Source organism: Falsirhodobacter sp. 1013, assembly GCF_051195255.1.
Classification (GTDB): domain Bacteria; phylum Pseudomonadota; class Alphaproteobacteria; order Rhodobacterales; family Rhodobacteraceae; genus Falsirhodobacter.
Genome location: NZ_JBNJLK010000003.1, coordinates 81,862 through 97,487, shown reverse-complemented (window position 1 = coordinate 97,487; position 15,626 = coordinate 81,862). Strand labels below are relative to the sequence as shown.

Here is a 15,626-nt window from a genome sequence, read left to right as displayed (position 1 = left end):
CAGGAGTCCTCGGATGCAAGGCAGCGCGAACCTCAACGTCATGATCAAGGCCGCCCGCAAGGCAGGCCGGTCCCTCGTGAAGGACTTCCGTGAGGTCGAGAACCTTCAGGTCTCATCCAAGGGGCCGGGCGACTTCGTGTCGAAAGCCGACCGCGAGGCCGAGCGCATCATCAAGGAAGAGCTGATGACCGCCCGCCCGACCTATGGCTGGCTGGGCGAGGAAACCGGCGAGGATGCGGGCCAGGACCCCACCCGCCGCTGGATCGTGGACCCGCTGGACGGAACCACGAACTTCCTGCACGGCCTGCCCCACTGGGCGGTGTCCATCGCGCTGGAGCACAAGGGCGAGATCGTCGCCGGCGTGGTGTTCGACGCGGCCAAGGACGAGATGTTCTGGGCCGAAAAGGGCGCGGGCTGCTGGATGAACGACCAGCGGATGCGTGTGTCGGGCCGTCGCCAGATGATCGAGGGGATCTTCGCCACGGGCGTGCCCTTCGGCGGACGCGGCACCCTGCCCGCCACCCTGCAGGATCTGGCGCGTCTGATGCCGGTCTGCGCGGGCGTGCGCCGCTGGGGCGCCGCGGCGCTGGACCTCGCCTATGTGGCGGCGGGCCGGTATGATGGATACTGGGAACGCGGCATACAGCCCTGGGACATGGCCGCGGGCCTGATCCTGGTGCGGGAAGCGGGCGGCATGGTGTCCGGCGTGCGCGACGGGCAGAACCCGATCGAATCCGGTTCGGTGATCGTCGGCAACGAAGGCCTGTTCGAGCCCTTCCGCAAGATCATCCGGGGCGAGTGACGTCCTGACGCACTTGCCTTCGCCGGGCCCCTGACGCAGGTTCCCCGCAGAAACAGGCGGGGGATCAACCATGCGATTTATGCAAGTGGCGGCAGTGGCATTGGTGGCGGCGGTCGCGCTGACCGGCCTTTGGCTGGGTGTGCTGTCGCCGATCTTTTCCTCCCGCTCTGACGGCGGGATCGGCCAGGGCGAGTACACGCTGGACACCACGGAGGGCACGACCTTCACCGCCGCCTCCCTGAAAGGCCAGCCGACGGCGGTGTTCTTCGGCTTCACCCATTGCCCGGACGTCTGCCCCACCACGCTGGGTGACATGATGGGCTGGCAGGACGCCCTGGGCGATCAGGCCAAGGATCTGCGCATCCTGTTCGTCACCGTCGATCCCGAACGGGATTCGGTCGATCTGCTGCGGGAATACGTGGGCTGGCTGCCGGGGGCGATCGGCGCCACCGGGGCGGTCGATCAGGTCCGCGCGGCCGAAGCCGCGTTCCGCGTCTTTTCCCAGAAGGAACCGCTGGAGAACGGCGACTACACCATGTCCCACACGTCCAAGGTTCTGGTGTTTGATCGGGCGGGTCGTTTCGTGGACACGATCTCTTACCAGGAAGCGCCGGACACGGCCGTGGCGAAGCTGAAGACCGCCCTTTCCTCCTGAACATGAAAAAAGCCGCCCGGTGGGGCGGCTTTCTTTATTCGGGATGGATCAAGCTCAGGCGAGCGCGATGCCAACAGCCGATTCACGACCGTTGCGGTCTTTTTCGATGTCGAACGTCACGGCTTGACCGTCGTTCAGCGAGCGGATGCCAGCGCGCTCAAGAGCGGTGATGTGCACGAACACGTCCTTGGAACCGCCTTCGGGCTGAATGAAGCCGAAGCCTTTGGTGGCGTTGAACCATTTCACTGTGCCTTTGGCCATAGTGAATATCCTTCTAGAAGATACCGCCCGCAGTATGCGGCGGCTTGGCACGGAAGATGATCGAAAGCTGTGCCCAGAAGGATCAGAGTCGAAAATGACGATGCAAGATCTATCTAACATGTGCCGGCCGAGAAATCAACAGCGGACGGCGCGCCCTTTGGCCCGAAAGCATCCACGGGGCGCATTTGCTTGATTCGCAGGATGTGATCAGCCACATATGAACCTGCGACCACCCGCACAGACCGGAGGCCACGATGACCACGAAACCCAAGACCACCTGGGAAAGCACCAACACCGCCGCCACCGCCATAATCGACGCCGAAACGAAGGCCCGCGACGAAAAGACCGCCCGCCTGAAGGCCGAGCGCGAAGCTGCACAGAAAGACTGATCCCGGCACATCCGGATCCCGAACGGGCATGGCGACGTCGTGCCCGTTTTTCCTTGTCCGTTCAGCAACGAAAGGGGATAGGATGGTGCTGCAAGAGAGGATTGAACTCTCGACCTCACCCTTACCAAGGGTGTGCTCTACCACTGAGCTACTGCAGCGCCGTGGCGGCTGGATAGACGCAAAATTTGCCCCGTGCAACCCCCAACTGGACGGTTTTTTTCGAACGGGCTACAAGCGCGCATGGAGAACGATGACACGCCTGCGGGCAAGACCCCGCCGAAGCGCCGCAACGCCGCCCCTGTCACGCGCGAAGACCGCTTGAAGGCGGCCTTGAAGGCCAATATGGCCCGACGCAAGGCACAGGCGCGCGCGCGCCAGCAGCCGGACGCCGAACAAGGCGCCGAACAGGACAGGGACTGACATGGATTCGATACTGGTGCGGGGCAACGGCCCTTTAAAGGGGCAGATCCCGATCGCGGGCGCGAAGAACGCCTGCCTGACGCTGATGCCGGCCACCCTTCTGACCGAGGAGCCGCTGACGCTGACCAACACGCCGCGCCTGTCGGACATCCGCACGATGACGCAGCTTCTCGGCTCGCTTGGGGCGGAGGTGGCGTCGCTGCAGGGCGGTCAGGTTCTGGCCATGTCGTCCCATGACATCACAAGCCGCCACGCGGATTACGAGATCGTGCGCAAGATGCGCGCCTCGATCCTCGTCCTCGGCCCGCTTCTGGCCCGTTTTGGTGAGGCGGAGGTGTCCCTGCCCGGCGGCTGCGCCATCGGCGCCCGTCCCGTGGACCTGCACCTGCGCGCGCTGGAAGCCCTGGGCGCGGAGCTGGACCTGCGCGACGGCTATGTGCATGCCAAGGCGCCCAAGGGCCTGATCGGCGCGGTCGTGGACTTCCCCATCGTGTCGGTCGGGGCCACGGAAAACGCGCTGATGGCGGCGACTCTGGCCAAGGGCACCACGGTGCTGAACAACGCGGCGCGGGAGCCTGAGATTGTCGATCTGGCCCAATGCCTGCGCCGCATGGGCGCGCAAATTGAAGGCGAAGGCACCTCCACCATCACGATCCAGGGCGTGGACCGTCTGGGCGGCGCAACCCATGCCGTGGTGACCGACCGGATCGAGCTGGGCACCTACATGCTGGCCCCCGCCATCTGCGGCGGCGAGGTGGAGCTGCTGGGCGGGCGCATCGACCTGCTGGCCGCCTTCTGCGAAAAGCTGGACGCCGCCGGCGTGTCGGTGGAGGAAACCGCGAACGGGTTGAAGGTCAGCCGCAAGAACGGCCGCGTCCGTGCCGTCGACGTGGTGACCGAACCCTTCCCCGGCTTCCCGACCGACCTTCAGGCCCAGATGATGGCCCTGCTGTGCACCGCCGAAGGCACCAGCGTGCTGGAGGAGCGGATTTTCGAGAATCGCTTCATGCACGCCCCCGAATTGCTGCGCATGGGCGCCCGGATCGACGTGCATGGCGGCCACGCCACCGTGCATGGCGTGGACAAGCTGCGCGGCGCGCCCGTGATGGCCACGGACCTTCGCGCCTCCGTCTCGCTGATCCTTGCCGCGCTGGCGGCCGAGGGGGAGACGGTGGTCAGCCGCGTCTATCACCTCGATCGCGGGTACGAGCGGGTGGAGGAGAAGCTGTCCGCCTGCGGTGCGCTGATCGAACGGATCAGCTGACCTTGCCCCGGCCTGCGGGGTCGTTATCTTGACACCGCAGGTTTCACGGAGGGACGGACATGACCGATGCGCGCTTTGAAGACGGTGCGGAACGCCCTCTTTATCTGGGGGCGGAAGACGCGGAGGATCTGAAGATCATCTCCGCGCTGGTGCAGGACGCGGTCCTGCCCATCACCGAAATGCGCTATCGCCCCGGGAAACGTCAGTTCCTGATGCTGGTGAACCGTTTCCGCTGGGAAGATCACAGCGCCGAGGCGGAACGGGTCCGGTCGGTCCTGGTGTTCGAAGGGGTGACGGCGGTCCGCAGTCAGGGGATCGACCGTGCGGATCCGGACACGATCCTGTCGATCCTGTCCCTTGACTGGACGCCCGAGGCGGATGGCGCGGGCGTCCTGCATGTGGTGCTGGCCGGCGACGGTGCCGTGGCCTTGCAGATGGAAGCGGTGGACGCGACGCTGCGGGACGTCACCCGTCCCTATCTGGCCGTGTCAGGGCGCGCCCCACGCCACGATTAGTTCATGCGCCGCGGGCCGACCGCGCGGATCTGCACGTCCCACTGGCGGGGATCGCGGTCGCGCATCAGTTCGCCCGCGACTTCCTGCGGGCGGGTGGTGGTGATGGTCAGCGGCACGGCGCCAAAGCGCCCCAGCGCGTCGCCGATCAGCTGCACTTCGAAAAACACATCCGACGGAGTGGGAAGTTTTGTGCGTGCCGCACCGAACGCCATACCCACCTGCTTCAGAGCTTGTACGATCATTTGGAAACCTCCTTGTGTCGGGTCCTTGCTAAGGTTCATTCCTTAACACCTAAATAACTACAAGGTTGGTCGTCTTTTACAACAGAAAGGATTCCATGTCTTTTTGCGGCGCCAGAGAATCTTATTCTCCGGGCATCGGCGCCGAAAGCCGCTCGATCACGTCGGAATGTTCGGTCAGATCGCCCAGCGTCAGGGACTCGATCAGCAGCAGATACGCCCAGTACACCTGGCCGAACATCTTGCGGATGCGGCAGTTTTCCTCGTCCGTGCAATCCTCGCAGCGCTGATAGGCCGTGCGCGAAAGGCAGGGCAAGGGGGCGATGGGGCCATCCATCTGGCGCAACAGCTCGCCGATGGACACGGTGCGCGGCTCCTTGATCAGCATGTAGCCGCCTGCCCGTCCCCGCCGGCTGCGGATCAGGCCGATGTTGCGCAGATCCAGAAGGATATGCTCCAGAAACCGCTTAGGCGTGCCGGACCGTCGCGCAACCTCTTCGATGGTCAACGCGGGTTGGTCAGTGCGGGCGGCGTCCGCCAGCGTCATCAGCGCCTTCAGCGCGTATTTCGTGCGTTGCGAGATCATGGGAAAACCCTACCGCCGCGCGGGGGTCTTAGCAATAACCCGTCAATCACGATAAACCTTGTAGACTTTTGTGATGATCGTGCCATTCTCTTGTCAACCGAAGCGGAGAATCGTGATGCAAACCCTCGACCTGATCGACCGGAAGATCCTGGCAGAGCTGATGCGCGACGCCACCATCCCCATCGCCCAACTGGCCCATCGCGTGGGCCTGTCCCAGACGCCCTGCTGGAAACGCGTCCAGAAATTGCAGACGCAAGGCGTCATCCGGGGCCGCGTGGCCCTGGTGGATCAGGCCCGCGTGGGCTTCGGCCTGACCGTCTTCGTCGGGATCGAGGCGGGGGACCACTCCGCCGCCTGGCGCGACACCTTCATGGCCGCCATCGCAAAGCTGCCGCAGGTGATGGAGGTCAACCGCATGGCGGGCGATCTCGATTATCTTCTGCGCGTCGTCCTGCCCGACATGCCCGCCTATGACGCCTTCTATGGCAACCTGACCCAGACCGTCGCGATCAAGCGCGTGACGGCGCAGTTCGTGATGGAGCAGGTGAAGGCCGGAACCGTTTACCCCCTGAACACCACCACGCATTGATCGCGGGGATGCGTTGCGCGATAAGCGGCGCATGTCCAGACTTCCCATAGACGAGGTTCTTCCCGCCCTGATCGCCGCCATCGCGGACCGGGGCATGGCCGTTCTTCAGGCCCCGCCCGGCGCGGGCAAGACGACCCGCGTGCCCCCGGCGCTGCTGCCGCATGTGGCGGGCCGCATCGTCATGCTGGAACCCCGCCGCCTTGCCGCCCGCGCCGCCGCCGAACGCATCGCCGAGGAGATGGGCGAGGTCGCGGGCCAGACCGTCGGCTATCGCATCCGGGGCGAATCCAAGGTGTCCAAGGCCACGCGGATCGAGGTGGTGACGGAAGGCATCCTCACCCGCATGATCCAGGACGACCCCTCGCTGGAGGGGGTGGGCGCGGTGATCTTCGACGAATTCCACGAACGCTCCCTCAACGCCGATCTGGGGCTGGCACTGGTGCTGGAGGCGCGGGCCGCGCTGCGCGAGGATCTGGCGCTGGTGGTCATGTCGGCCACGCTGGACGCAGAACCGGTGGCGGCACTGATGGGAAACGCGCCCGTCATCACCTCGGCCGGGCGGGCCTTTCCGGTGGACACGCGCTGGCTGCCCCGCCCCGCCCAGGGCCGGCTGGAGGTGGAGATGGCCGCCCTGATCCGCCACGCCACCACGGAAACCGACGGCGACATCCTCGCGTTTTTACCCGGAGAGGGGGAGATCCGGCGCCTTCAGGGCCTTTTAGACGGCGACGTGCGCCCTTTGTTCGGCGCGATGGATTTCGCGGCCCAGCGCGCGACGCTGGCGCCTTCGCCGAACCGGCGGATCATCTTGGCCACCTCCATCGCCGAAACCTCGTTGACCATTCCGGGCATCCGCGTCGTGGTGGATGCGGGGCGCGCGCGGCGGGCGCGGTTCGATGCGGCATCCGGCATGTCGCGCCTTGTCACCGAACGTGTCACGAAGGCCGAGGCGGAGCAGCGCCGCGGGCGTGCCGGCCGCGTGGCCGAAGGCGTCTGCTATCGCCTCTGGACGAAGGGAGAGGAAGGCGCCCTGTCCGCCTTTCCCCCGGCCGAGATCGAGGTGGCCGACCTGACCGCGCTGGCGCTGGAACTCGCGGTCTGGGGCAGCGACGATCTGCCCTTCCTCACCCCCCCGCCCCCCGGTCCGCTGGCCGAGGCACGGGCGCTGCTGGAGGATCTGGGCGCGCTGCGCGACGGGCGGATCACCGACCATGGCCGCGCTCTGGCCCGCGCCCCGCTGCACCCGCGGCTGGCGCATATGCTGGCCCTTTCGGGCGGCGATGCGCCGACGCTGGCCGCCCTTCTGGCCGAACGTGACCCCCTGCGTGGCCATCCGCCCGATCTGGCCCAGCGCATGGCCGCGATCCGCGAACCGTCGCGGTTTGCCGACACCCACCGCCCCACCATCGACCGCATCCGGCAAGAAGCCAAGCGCCTGTCGCGGATGGCGGGCACCGGCAACCACAGCCTTGGGCAGATGGCGGCGCTCGCCTATCCCGACCGCATCGGCCTGCGCCGCAAGGGCGACGCACCTCGCTGGATCCTGTCCGGCGGCAAGGGCGCGGTGATGCAGGCGGGGCAGCCGCTCGCCGCCCAGCGCCTGATCGTGGCCACCGATCTGGACGGCGACCCGCGCGAAGCGAAGATCCGTCAAGCCGTGCCGGTCACGGAGGCCGAGCTGCGCGCCCTGTTCCCCACCCGCTGGCGCAAGGTCTGCGAATGGTCCCGCCGGGACAACCGCGTCATCGCCCGCCGACAAGAGGTGCTGGGCGCGCTGGTGCTGGAAGATCGCATCTGGGATGCCCCGGCCGAGGATGTGGCCCGCGCGGCGTTCGAGGGGTTGCGCCAGATCGGCCTGCCCTGGACCCCCGCCGCCGCCCGCCTGCGCGCCCGCATCCGGCTGTGCGACGTGATGGACGTTTCGGATGCCACGCTGCTGGAGGATGCGGAGTGGCTGCTGCCCTTCCTGTCGGGCAAACGGACCGAAGGCGATCTCCGCGCGCTGGACCTGACGGAACCGCTGCGCGCCCGCCTTGGCTGGGACGGGGTGCAGACCATAGATCGGCTGACGCCCAGCCACTTCACCTCCCCCCTGGGGAACCGCATTCCCATCGACTATGATGGCGACGCCCCGGCGATCGAGGTCCGATTGCAGGAGATGTTCGGTCTGACCCGGCACCCCACCGTGGCGGGTCGGCCGCTGCGGGTCACGCTTCTGTCGCCCGCGCGCCGGCCGGTGCAGGTCACGATGGACCTGCCGGGCTTCTGGGCCAACAGCTATGCCGATGTGCGAAAGGACATGCGTGGCCAGTATCCCCGCCATCCCTGGCCCGAGGATCCGACCGACGCCGCCCCCACCCTGCGCGCCAAACCGCGCGGCACCTGAACCCGATCGGCCCCCGATGCGTTGGGTGGGAAAAGGAGGCTTTCCATGAAACGCAGACTGGGCCAGACCGACATCCTGATCGAACCCTGGGTGCTGGGCACCAACACCGCAGGCTGGACGGCGGACGAGGACACCTCGTTCCGGACCTTCGACGCCTTTGTCGATGCGGGCTTCACGGCGCTGGACACGGCGGACGTCTATTCCCGCTGGGTGCCGGGCAATGACAGCGAAAGCGAACGCATCATCGGCCGCTGGATGAAGGCGCGCGGCAACCGCGACAAGGTGCACATCTTCACCAAGACCGGGATGGACATGGGCGACGGCCGCAAGGGCCTGTCCGCCAAGCGGATCGAGGAAGCGGTGGAAGAGTCGCTGACGCGCCTGCAGACCGACTACATCGACCTGTATCAAAGCCACCAGCCCGACCCCGACACGTCCGAGGTGGAAACGCTGGAAGCTTATGACCGGCTGGTGAAGGCGGGCAAGGTGCGGTGGATCGGCTGCTCCAACTACAACACGGCCGAACTGGAACGCGCGATCCGCACCTCCAAGGAAACGCACGTCGCGCAGTACCAGTCCGTGCAGAACGAGTTCAACCTTTACACCCGCGACAAGTACGACGCCGACCTGGCCGAACTGATGCAGGGCAACGGCCTCAGCCTCCTGCCCTTCTATTCACTCGCGGCGGGCTTCCTGACCGGCAAGTACCGGTCCGAGGATGACCTGAAGAAATCCACCCGCGGCGCCAAGATCGGCGAGCGGTTCCTGAACCCCAAGGGCTACACCATCCTGCACGCGATGGACCGCGCCGCGGAACGCGAAGGCGCCAGCCTGACGGAAATCGCACTGGCCTGGATCGTGGCACAGCCGGGCGTGGTCGGCGCGCTCGCCTCGGCCAGCTCCCCCGATCAGGTGGCGGAACTGGCCAATGGCGTGCAGCTGGAACTGTCCGAGGACAGCCTGCGCGAGTTGAACAAGGCCGGAGCTTAAACCCCCAGGCACCAGCGCATGACGGCCTTCTGCGCGTGCAGGCGGTTTTCGGCCTCGTCGAAGATCACCGAATGGGGGCCGTCCATAACCGCGCTGGTGACCTCGTCGTTCCGGTGGGCGGGAAGGCAGTGCATGAACAGGGCGTCGGAATTGGCCCGTTCCATCAGCGCCTCGTTCACCTGATAGGCGCGCAACTGGTTGTGCCGACGCTCTTTCGCGGATTCCGGATCGTGCATCGACACCCAGGTGTCGGTCACGACCAGATCGGCGCCTTCCACAGCCTTGGCCGGGTCCCGCTCGATCCGGAAGTCGATGCCGGCCTTGCGTGCCATGCCCTGCCATTCGCCCTCCGGGTCCAGCGTCTGCGGGCCGGTGAAGGTGAAGTCGAAGCCCAGCTGCACGGCGGCATGGATGAAACTGGCGCAGACGTTGTTGCCGTCGCCCGCCCAGACCACCTTCTTGCCCGCGATGGGGCCGCGCTTTTCTTCATACGTCATGACGTCGGCCATGATCTGGCAAGGATGCGTGCGATTCGTCAGCCCGTTGATGACCGGCACGGTGGCGTATTCCGCCATCTCGTGCAGGGTCGCCTCCTCGAACGTGCGGATCATAATCAGGTCGACATAGCGCGACAGCACGCGGGCCGTGTCGGCGATCGTCTCGCCGTGCCCCAGCTGCATTTCCTTGCCCGACAGCACCATCGTCTGCCCGCCCATCTGGCGCACGCCCACGTCAAAGGACACGCGCGTGCGGGTGGAGGGCTTTTCGAAGATCAGCGCGACCATGTGGCCCGCCAGCGGCTGGTCGTCGTCCGGCGTGCCTTTCGGACGGTCGTTGCGCGCGGCCTTCATCGACAGTGCGGTGTCGATCATCCCCCGCAGGTCGGATTTGTCGGTCGTGTGGATGTCAAGGAAGTGTTTCATGTCATGTCTACCGGGCAAGGGGTCAGGCGAGGGTCGCGGCGGCGCAGTCAAGCCGTGCCAGCGCTTCGGCGATATCCTCGTCCGGGATGTTCAGGGCGGGCAGCAGGCGGATCACGTTGTCCGCCGCGGCCACCGTCAGGATGTGCTGGTCATAGCCCGCCTTGACCACGTCGCCCGCCGGCTTCACGCATTTCAGCCCCAGCAGCAGCCCCTGCCCGCGCACCGCTTCGAACACGCCGGGATGCGAGGCGACGAGCCCTTCCAGCCCCTGCCGGAACAGCGAGGCCTTGCGCCCCACCTCGGCCAGGAATGCGGGGTCGGACACGATCTGCATCACGCGGCCGCCCACGGCGCAGCCCAGGGGGTTGCCGCCATAGGTGGACCCGTGCGTGCCGGCCACCATGCCGCGCGCCGCGTTTTCCGTGGCCAGCACAGCGCCCAGCGGGAAGCCGCCGCCGATGCCCTTGGCCACCATCATGATGTCGGGCGTGACGCCCGCCCATTCATGGGCGAACAGCTTGCCCGTCCGGCCCATGCCGCACTGCACCTCGTCAAAGATCAGGAGCGTGCCGGTTTCGTCGCATTTGGCACGCAGCGCCTTCAGGAAGGCGTCGGACGCGACGCGGATCCCGCCCTCGCCCTGTGCGGGTTCGATGACGACGGCGGCCGTCGTCTCGGTGATCGCCTCCAGGGATGCCATGTCGTCGAAGTCCACCTGCACAAAGCCCGGCAGCAATGGGCCGAAGCCCTTCACCATCTTTTCCGACCCCGACGCCGCGATCGCCGCCGACGACCGCCCGTGGAACGCGCCGTGGAAGGCCACGATGTCGGACCGGTCGCCGTGCTCGTACCAATACTTGCGGGCCATCTTCACGGCCAGCTCCATCGCCTCGGTGCCCGAATTGGTGAAGAAGACGGTGTCGGCAAAGGTGGCTTCGGTCAGGGCCTTGGCCAGGGCCTCCTGCTCGGGGATGCGGTACAGGTTCGACACGTGCCACAGCTTCGCCGCCTGCTGGCTGATCGTGTCCACCAGTTCCGGCGCGGCGTGACCCAGCACGTTCACGGCGATGCCCGCGCCCATGTCCAGGTATCGGCTCCCGTCCTCGGCGATCAGCCAGCTTCCCTTGCCTTCGACAAAGGCAAGCGGGGCACGGTTGTAGGTCGGCAGGACGGAAGGGATCATGAGGGATATCCTTGGGAAAGACGACGCAAGGCGTGCCAAAGGCACATCGTCAAGTCAACGTCATAAGGGATGCACGCGGAAAAACGCCCGCGCGAAGGCGCGATCGGGAACGTCAGCGACGTCGGGGACGATATGTAACCCATGCGATCATGGGCCAGATCGTTAGCCACGCCCCCGCGCCTTGACAAGCACTTTCCGCCTCGGCCCTTGAATTCCCTTGGCCGGACTTGTATCTCGGCCCCTCGCGCGGATAAACTGCGCCGAAGCGGAACCCTGGTGGAAGACCTGCATGTCCTGGACAGATGAACGCGTTGAAACCCTGAAGCGCATGTGGACGGAAGGCCAGTCGGCCAGCCAGATCGCCAAGGTGCTGGGCGGCGTGACCCGCAACGCCGTCATCGGCAAGGTGCACCGGCTGGGCCTGTCCAACCGCGGCGCCGAGGGTGAGGAGGTTCCGGTGGCGGAACCCGTCCTTGCGCCCGCGCCCGAACCCTTGCGCCCCGAACCGGTGAGCGAGCCGGAACCCCCGCGCCCGGTGCCGCCGGTGGCCCCGGCCCCGATGGCCGTGGTGCCCGCGCGCCGCCCGATCGCGCCGGCCGGCCAGCCCCTGCCCCCGCAGCCGTCCGCGAACGAGATCAGCCCCGAAGCCCTCGCCTCGCAGCGCGAGGTGGAAAAGCGCGCCCGTCGCCTGACCCTGATGGAACTGACCGAGCGGACCTGCAAATGGCCCATCGGCGATCCCGCGACCGAGGATTTCTGGTTCTGCGGCCTGCCCTGTGCCGCCGGTAAACCTTACTGCGAGGCGCATGTCGGTGTGGCCTTCCAACCGATGAGCGCCCGCCGCGACCGCCGCCGCTGAAAAAGACCCCTTCGGGGGTCTTTTTTGTTGGAACACTTCCCCGCCGACCGCGTTGGTGCGGCAGACCTGCCATGTGCAGCGATCGGGAGAGTTTTTCAGATGACACGACAGGACCATGAGGCCTTTGGCCGTCAGGACGGCGTGGACGTCGCCATTCCCGCAACACTGCCAAAGCTGCGTGGCCTTGACCACACGCTGCCGATGCTGCGGCAGGGCTACGACTTCATCCGCACCCATTGCGACGCCCTTGGGGTGGACGGCTTCCGTATCCGCTTGCTGGGAAAGGACGCCGTCTGCCTGCGCGGCCCCGAAGCCGCACAGCTTCTGTATGGCGCGGACGGGCTGACCCGGAAGGGCGCGATGCCCGCCACGGTGCTGCGCCTGCTTCAGGACAAAGGCAGCGTCCAGCAGATGGAGGGGGCGGAGCACCGGCGCCGCAAGGCCCTGTTCATCCGCCTGCTGATGGGGGAGGGACGCGTTGATGCGCTGGTTCGCGGGTTCGAGGCCGCGTGGCGATCTCAGATCCGCCCCGGCTTGAACATCACGGTGATGGAACTGGCGAACAACGCGCTGGCCCGTGCCGCCTGCCACTGGGTCGGCCTTTACCCGTCCGAGGGGCGTCTGGCCCGCCTGACCCGTATCCTGTTCGACATGAGCGACCGGTCCGGCCATTTCGGTCCCGGCACCCTGAAGACGTTGTGGCAGCGCCGCGGCGTCGAACGCTGGATCGCGAACGAGATCCGCGCGGGGAAGGCGCCCGAACGCAGCCCGCTGACCATCCTGGCGAACGAGATGCCGCCCGATGTCGCCGCGGTGGAGGCACTGAACCTGCTGCGCCCTATCGTGGCCGTGGGCCGCTACATTGCCTTTGCGGCAAAGGCGCTGCACGAACACCCCATCTGGTGCGGCTTGTTCAACAGCGGCAACGCCGACTACATCCCCGACTTCTGCGAGGAGGTGCGCCGCACCTCCCCCTTCTTCCCCTTCACCGCCGCGATGACGGAACGCGAGGTGACGTGGCAGGGGGCAACCATCCCGGCGGGCACGCGCGTGATCTTCGACATCCATGGCACGCATCACGATCCCCGCTTCTTCCCGCAGCCGGACCGGTTCCGTCCCGAAAGGATGCTGGACTGGACGCTGGACGATCCCGCCTTCGCCCCGCAGGGCGCGGGCGATGTCGCCACCACCCACCGCTGCCCCGGAGAGGCGGCGACCCTCGCGCTCATGTCCTCCGCCGTGCGGATGCTGTGCTGCGAGATGCGGTATGACGTGCCGGAACAGGACCTGTCCGTCGCCATGAACCGCATCCCCGCACAGCCTGCGTCGGGCGTGCGGATCCGGGTTCACAGCATCGACTGAACCCGCGCCGGCAGTTCGGACCAGTTGTCGAACAGGAAGCGGTGCGGCAGTTCGGCCGCATCCGTCTTGCGATATCCGCCGGTGAACAGCGCGAAATCGATGCCCGCCGCATGGGCCGTGGCCGCATCCACCTCGCTGTCGCCGATGTAAAGGACCGGCCCCTCACCCAGCGCTTGCGCCGCCGCCAGCAGCGGGGCGGGGTCGGGCTTCTTCTGCGGCAGGCTGTCGCCGCCGATCACCACCTCGAAGGGGCCAAGGTCAAGCGCCTGCAGCACCCCCAGTGCCAGCCCGTGCGGCTTGTTCGTGCACAGGCCCATGCGTCCCAGCGGGGCCAAGGCGGCCAGCGCCTCCACCACCCCGTCGAAGGGGCGGGTCAGGGTGCTGTTGTCGTGCCCATAATGGCGGCTGAACACCTCCACCCAGACCGCACGGTCGCCTTGCGCGCCCGAAGCGTTCATGATGTCGATCACCAAAGGCTCCACCCCGTGGCCGATGAAGCTGCGGATGGTGGCCAGATCCAGCGGATCGCGCCCCATCTCCACCAAGGTGGCCGAGGCGGCGGCGTGGATGTCGGGCAGGCTGTCCACCAGCGTGCCGTCCAGGTCGAAAATCAGTCTCATTCCGCAGTCTCTTTCAGATAGGCGATGATGTCGGCGATGTCCTGTTCGGTCTTCAGACCAGCAAAGACCATCTTGGTGCCGGGGATGGCGGCCTTGGGATCGGCCAGGAATGCCGCAAGCCGTGCGTCGTCCCAGACCGCCCCCTCGCTGCCCAGCTCCCGCAGGGCGGCGGAATAGGCATAGCGGGGCGCGCCGGCCACCGGCCGCCCCACGATCGCGTGCAGGTTGGGGCCGATGCGGTCCACGCCTTCGGCCAGCGAATGGCAGGCCATGCATTTGCGAAAGACCTTGCCGCCATTGACCGCGTCCTGCGCCGCGACCGGCGTCGCGGCCAGAAGCGCCAGAAGAAGACCGGCCCGCCGCATCAGAAGACGACGACGCTGCGGATGCTGGCCCCTTCGTGCATCAGGTCGAACCCCTTGTTGATCTCGTCCAGCGTCAGGGTGTGGGTGATCATGGGGTCGATCTCGATCTTGCCGTTCATGTACCAGTCGACGATCTGCGGCACGTCCGTGCGCCCGCGGGCACCGCCAAAGGCCGACCCCTTCCACACGCGGCCCGTGACCAGCTGGAACGGACGGGTCTGGATCTCGGCCCCCGCGGGCGCCACGCCGATCACGACCGACACGCCCCAGCCGCGATGGGTGCATTCCAGCGCGTCGCGCATCACCTTCACGTTGCCGGTGCAGTCGAAGCTGTAATCCGCGCCGCCGATCTGGTCGAAAGGCGTCTTCGTCATGTTGACGATGTGGGAAACGATCCCGCCCTCGATCTCGGACGGGTTGACGAAATGGGTCATGCCGAAACGCTCGCCCCATTCCTTCTTGTCGTTGTTCAGATCCACGCCGATGATCATGTCGGCACCGGCCATCTTCAGGCCCTGGATCACGTTCAGTCCGATGCCCCCCAGACCGAAGACGACGGCCTTCGACCCGATCTCCACCTTGGCGGTGTTGATGACGGCGCCGATGCCCGTGGTCACGCCGCAGCCGACATAGCAGATCTTGTCGAAGGGCGCGTCGGGATCGATCTTGGCGAGCGCGATCTCCGGCACGACCGTGTGGTTGGCAAAGGTGGAGCAGCCCATGTAATGCAGGATCGGGGTGCCATCCAGCATGGAAAACCGCGTCGTCCCGTCCGGCATCAGCCCCTGCCCCTGGGTCGAACGGATGGAGGTGCAGAGGTTCGTCTTGCGGCTCAGGCACGAGGGGCACTCGCGGCATTCGGGGGTGTAGAGGGGGATGACGTGGTCACCGGGTTTCAGGGTCGTGACGCTCTCGCCCACCTCCAGCACGATGCCCGCGCCTTCATGGCCCAAGATGGCCGGGAACAGGCCTTCGGGGTCCGCGCCCGACAGGGTGAAGGCGTCCGTGTGGCAGATGCCGGTGGCCTTGATCTCCACCAGAACCTCGCCCCGCTTCGGGCCTTCCAGGTTCACTTCCATGATCTCCAGCGGCTGGCCGGGGGCCACGGCTACGGCGGCACGGGTGCGCATGGCGTCTCTCCTTCATTGCTCGTCCCGTTCTCGCGCGGGCGGGCGCGTCTTGCAAGCATCCGATCGCCACCCTACACCTTATGGCAGA

Annotated in this window: 19 protein-coding genes and 1 tRNA gene; 11 read left to right on the top strand and 9 right to left on the bottom strand. The window is 66.6% G+C overall.

What is annotated here, in order from left to right; all coding sequences use genetic code 11:
• Nucleotides 1-13 precede the first annotated feature (13 nt).
• Both ACSHZY_RS06760 and ACSHZY_RS06755 read left to right on the top strand, forming a co-directional pair.
• Nucleotides 14-802: an inositol monophosphatase family protein gene (locus ACSHZY_RS06760; protein WP_435167220.1), complete on the top strand. Its 789-nt coding sequence runs from the start codon at nt 14-16 to the stop codon at nt 800-802.
• A 70-nt stretch (nt 803-872) separates the two neighbouring features.
• The gene (locus ACSHZY_RS06755; RefSeq protein ID WP_435167217.1) at nt 873-1,457 is read left to right on the top strand and encodes an SCO family protein; all 585 of its coding nucleotides are present in this window, start codon (nt 873-875) and stop codon (nt 1,455-1,457) included.
• A 54-nt stretch (nt 1,458-1,511) separates the two neighbouring features.
• Here the strand turns inward: ACSHZY_RS06755 and ACSHZY_RS06750 are convergent, their stop codons facing one another.
• Nucleotides 1,512-1,718 (bottom strand): cold-shock protein, encoded by a 207-nt coding sequence (locus ACSHZY_RS06750; RefSeq protein WP_271974298.1) that lies wholly within the window; start codon nt 1,716-1,718, stop codon nt 1,512-1,514.
• A gap of 254 nt (nt 1,719-1,972) precedes the next feature.
• Between ACSHZY_RS06750 and ACSHZY_RS06745 the strand changes: the two genes are divergently transcribed.
• Nucleotides 1,973-2,107 (top strand): hypothetical protein, encoded by a 135-nt coding sequence (locus ACSHZY_RS06745; protein ID WP_435167214.1) that lies wholly within the window; start codon nt 1,973-1,975, stop codon nt 2,105-2,107.
• Between the two features lie 83 nt (nt 2,108-2,190).
• Here ACSHZY_RS06745 and ACSHZY_RS06740 read toward each other — a convergent pair.
• Nucleotides 2,191-2,265, bottom strand: a tRNA-Thr gene (locus ACSHZY_RS06740).
• A gap of 82 nt (nt 2,266-2,347) precedes the next feature.
• Here ACSHZY_RS06740 and ACSHZY_RS06735 point away from each other — a divergent pair.
• The 3 genes from ACSHZY_RS06735 to ACSHZY_RS06725 are packed head-to-tail and all read left to right on the top strand — an operon-like array spanning nt 2,348 to nt 4,306.
• Entirely contained in the window at nt 2,348-2,527 is a 180-nt protein-coding gene (locus ACSHZY_RS06735) for a hypothetical protein (protein ID WP_435167211.1), read from the top strand.
• A gap of 1 nt (nt 2,528) precedes the next feature.
• Entirely contained in the window at nt 2,529-3,791 is a 1,263-nt protein-coding gene (gene murA / locus ACSHZY_RS06730) for a UDP-N-acetylglucosamine 1-carboxyvinyltransferase (RefSeq protein WP_435167208.1), read from the top strand.
• Between the two features lie 59 nt (nt 3,792-3,850).
• Nucleotides 3,851-4,306, top strand: coding sequence for a DUF2948 family protein (locus tag ACSHZY_RS06725; protein ID WP_435167206.1), 456 nt, complete (start codon nt 3,851-3,853; stop codon nt 4,304-4,306).
• Here ACSHZY_RS06725 and ACSHZY_RS06720 read toward each other — a convergent pair.
• On the bottom strand, nt 4,303-4,548 hold the full coding sequence (locus ACSHZY_RS06720) for a hypothetical protein (RefSeq protein WP_435167203.1): 246 nt from the start codon (nt 4,546-4,548) through the stop codon (nt 4,303-4,305). The two genes, ACSHZY_RS06725 and ACSHZY_RS06720, sit on opposite strands and share 4 nt — an antisense overlap.
• 121 nt (nt 4,549-4,669) lie before the next feature.
• Entirely contained in the window at nt 4,670-5,131 is a 462-nt protein-coding gene (locus tag ACSHZY_RS06715; RefSeq protein ID WP_435167200.1) for an RrF2 family transcriptional regulator, read from the bottom strand.
• A gap of 115 nt (nt 5,132-5,246) precedes the next feature.
• Here ACSHZY_RS06715 and ACSHZY_RS06710 point away from each other — a divergent pair, with 115 nt between their 5' ends.
• The 3 genes from ACSHZY_RS06710 to ACSHZY_RS06700 are packed head-to-tail and all read left to right on the top strand — an operon-like array spanning nt 5,247 to nt 9,096.
• Nucleotides 5,247-5,720, top strand: a complete 474-nt coding sequence (locus ACSHZY_RS06710; RefSeq protein WP_435167198.1) for an Lrp/AsnC family transcriptional regulator — start codon at nt 5,247-5,249, stop codon at nt 5,718-5,720.
• Between the two features lie 31 nt (nt 5,721-5,751).
• The gene (hrpB, locus tag ACSHZY_RS06705; protein ID WP_435167195.1) at nt 5,752-8,106 is read left to right on the top strand and encodes an ATP-dependent helicase HrpB; all 2,355 of its coding nucleotides are present in this window, start codon (nt 5,752-5,754) and stop codon (nt 8,104-8,106) included.
• 45 nt (nt 8,107-8,151) lie between these two features.
• Nucleotides 8,152-9,096: an aldo/keto reductase gene (locus ACSHZY_RS06700; protein ID WP_435167192.1), complete on the top strand. Its 945-nt coding sequence runs from the start codon at nt 8,152-8,154 to the stop codon at nt 9,094-9,096.
• Here ACSHZY_RS06700 and argF read toward each other — a convergent pair.
• Both argF and ACSHZY_RS06690 read right to left on the bottom strand, forming a co-directional pair.
• Nucleotides 9,093-10,019, bottom strand: a complete 927-nt coding sequence (gene argF / locus ACSHZY_RS06695; RefSeq protein ID WP_435167189.1) for an ornithine carbamoyltransferase — start codon at nt 10,017-10,019, stop codon at nt 9,093-9,095. The genes ACSHZY_RS06700 and argF overlap by 4 nt on opposite strands.
• A 22-nt stretch (nt 10,020-10,041) precedes the next feature.
• On the bottom strand, nt 10,042-11,202 hold the full coding sequence (locus ACSHZY_RS06690) for an aspartate aminotransferase family protein (protein WP_435167186.1): 1,161 nt from the start codon (nt 11,200-11,202) through the stop codon (nt 10,042-10,044).
• A 289-nt stretch (nt 11,203-11,491) separates the two neighbouring features.
• Between ACSHZY_RS06690 and ACSHZY_RS06685 the strand changes: the two genes are divergently transcribed.
• On the top strand, nt 11,492-12,061 hold the full coding sequence (locus ACSHZY_RS06685; RefSeq protein WP_435167183.1) for a GcrA family cell cycle regulator: 570 nt from the start codon (nt 11,492-11,494) through the stop codon (nt 12,059-12,061).
• 99 nt (nt 12,062-12,160) lie between these two features.
• Nucleotides 12,161-13,423, top strand: coding sequence for a cytochrome P450 (locus ACSHZY_RS06680; RefSeq protein WP_435167180.1), 1,263 nt, complete (start codon nt 12,161-12,163; stop codon nt 13,421-13,423).
• Here ACSHZY_RS06680 and gph read toward each other — a convergent pair.
• From gph to ACSHZY_RS06665, 3 genes are read right to left on the bottom strand one after another with little or no spacing between them, the layout of a single operon-like run.
• Nucleotides 13,408-14,043, bottom strand: a complete 636-nt coding sequence (gene gph, locus ACSHZY_RS06675) for a phosphoglycolate phosphatase (protein WP_435167177.1) — start codon at nt 14,041-14,043, stop codon at nt 13,408-13,410. The two genes, ACSHZY_RS06680 and gph, sit on opposite strands and share 16 nt — an antisense overlap.
• Nucleotides 14,040-14,408 carry a c-type cytochrome gene (locus ACSHZY_RS06670; RefSeq protein ID WP_435167174.1) on the bottom strand — a complete coding sequence of 123 codons (369 nt, stop codon included), beginning with the start codon at nt 14,406-14,408 and terminating at the stop codon, nt 14,040-14,042. Before ACSHZY_RS06670 ends, gph begins: the two co-directional genes overlap by 4 nt.
• The gene (locus tag ACSHZY_RS06665; RefSeq protein ID WP_435167171.1) at nt 14,408-15,538 is read right to left on the bottom strand and encodes an S-(hydroxymethyl)glutathione dehydrogenase/class III alcohol dehydrogenase; all 1,131 of its coding nucleotides are present in this window, start codon (nt 15,536-15,538) and stop codon (nt 14,408-14,410) included. The genes ACSHZY_RS06670 and ACSHZY_RS06665 overlap by 1 nt, the downstream gene beginning before the upstream one ends.
• Nucleotides 15,539-15,626 lie beyond the last annotated feature (88 nt).

Coding starts and splice junctions, on each gene's coding strand:
- ACSHZY_RS06680 (WP_435167180.1), top strand. CDS start 12,161: ATGACACGACAGGACCATGAGGCCTTTGGCCGTCAGGACGGCGTGGAC.
- gph (WP_435167177.1), bottom strand. CDS start 14,043: ATGAGACTGATTTTCGACCTGGACGGCACGCTGGTGGACAGCCTGCCC.
- ACSHZY_RS06725 (WP_435167206.1), top strand. CDS start 3,851: ATGACCGATGCGCGCTTTGAAGACGGTGCGGAACGCCCTCTTTATCTG.
- ACSHZY_RS06735 (WP_435167211.1), top strand. CDS start 2,348: ATGGAGAACGATGACACGCCTGCGGGCAAGACCCCGCCGAAGCGCCGC.
- ACSHZY_RS06700 (WP_435167192.1), top strand. CDS start 8,152: ATGAAACGCAGACTGGGCCAGACCGACATCCTGATCGAACCCTGGGTG.
- hrpB (WP_435167195.1), top strand. CDS start 5,752: ATGTCCAGACTTCCCATAGACGAGGTTCTTCCCGCCCTGATCGCCGCC.
- ACSHZY_RS06720 (WP_435167203.1), bottom strand. CDS start 4,548: ATGATCGTACAAGCTCTGAAGCAGGTGGGTATGGCGTTCGGTGCGGCA.
- ACSHZY_RS06715 (WP_435167200.1), bottom strand. CDS start 5,131: ATGATCTCGCAACGCACGAAATACGCGCTGAAGGCGCTGATGACGCTG.
- ACSHZY_RS06745 (WP_435167214.1), top strand. CDS start 1,973: ATGACCACGAAACCCAAGACCACCTGGGAAAGCACCAACACCGCCGCC.
- ACSHZY_RS06710 (WP_435167198.1), top strand. CDS start 5,247: ATGCAAACCCTCGACCTGATCGACCGGAAGATCCTGGCAGAGCTGATG.
- ACSHZY_RS06750 (WP_271974298.1), bottom strand. CDS start 1,718: ATGGCCAAAGGCACAGTGAAATGGTTCAACGCCACCAAAGGCTTCGGC.
- ACSHZY_RS06755 (WP_435167217.1), top strand. CDS start 873: ATGCGATTTATGCAAGTGGCGGCAGTGGCATTGGTGGCGGCGGTCGCG.
- murA (WP_435167208.1), top strand. CDS start 2,529: ATGGATTCGATACTGGTGCGGGGCAACGGCCCTTTAAAGGGGCAGATC.
- ACSHZY_RS06760 (WP_435167220.1), top strand. CDS start 14: ATGCAAGGCAGCGCGAACCTCAACGTCATGATCAAGGCCGCCCGCAAG.
- argF (WP_435167189.1), bottom strand. CDS start 10,019: ATGAAACACTTCCTTGACATCCACACGACCGACAAATCCGACCTGCGG.
- ACSHZY_RS06670 (WP_435167174.1), bottom strand. CDS start 14,408: ATGCGGCGGGCCGGTCTTCTTCTGGCGCTTCTGGCCGCGACGCCGGTC.
- ACSHZY_RS06690 (WP_435167186.1), bottom strand. CDS start 11,202: ATGATCCCTTCCGTCCTGCCGACCTACAACCGTGCCCCGCTTGCCTTT.
- ACSHZY_RS06685 (WP_435167183.1), top strand. CDS start 11,492: ATGTCCTGGACAGATGAACGCGTTGAAACCCTGAAGCGCATGTGGACG.
- ACSHZY_RS06665 (WP_435167171.1), bottom strand. CDS start 15,538: ATGCGCACCCGTGCCGCCGTAGCCGTGGCCCCCGGCCAGCCGCTGGAG.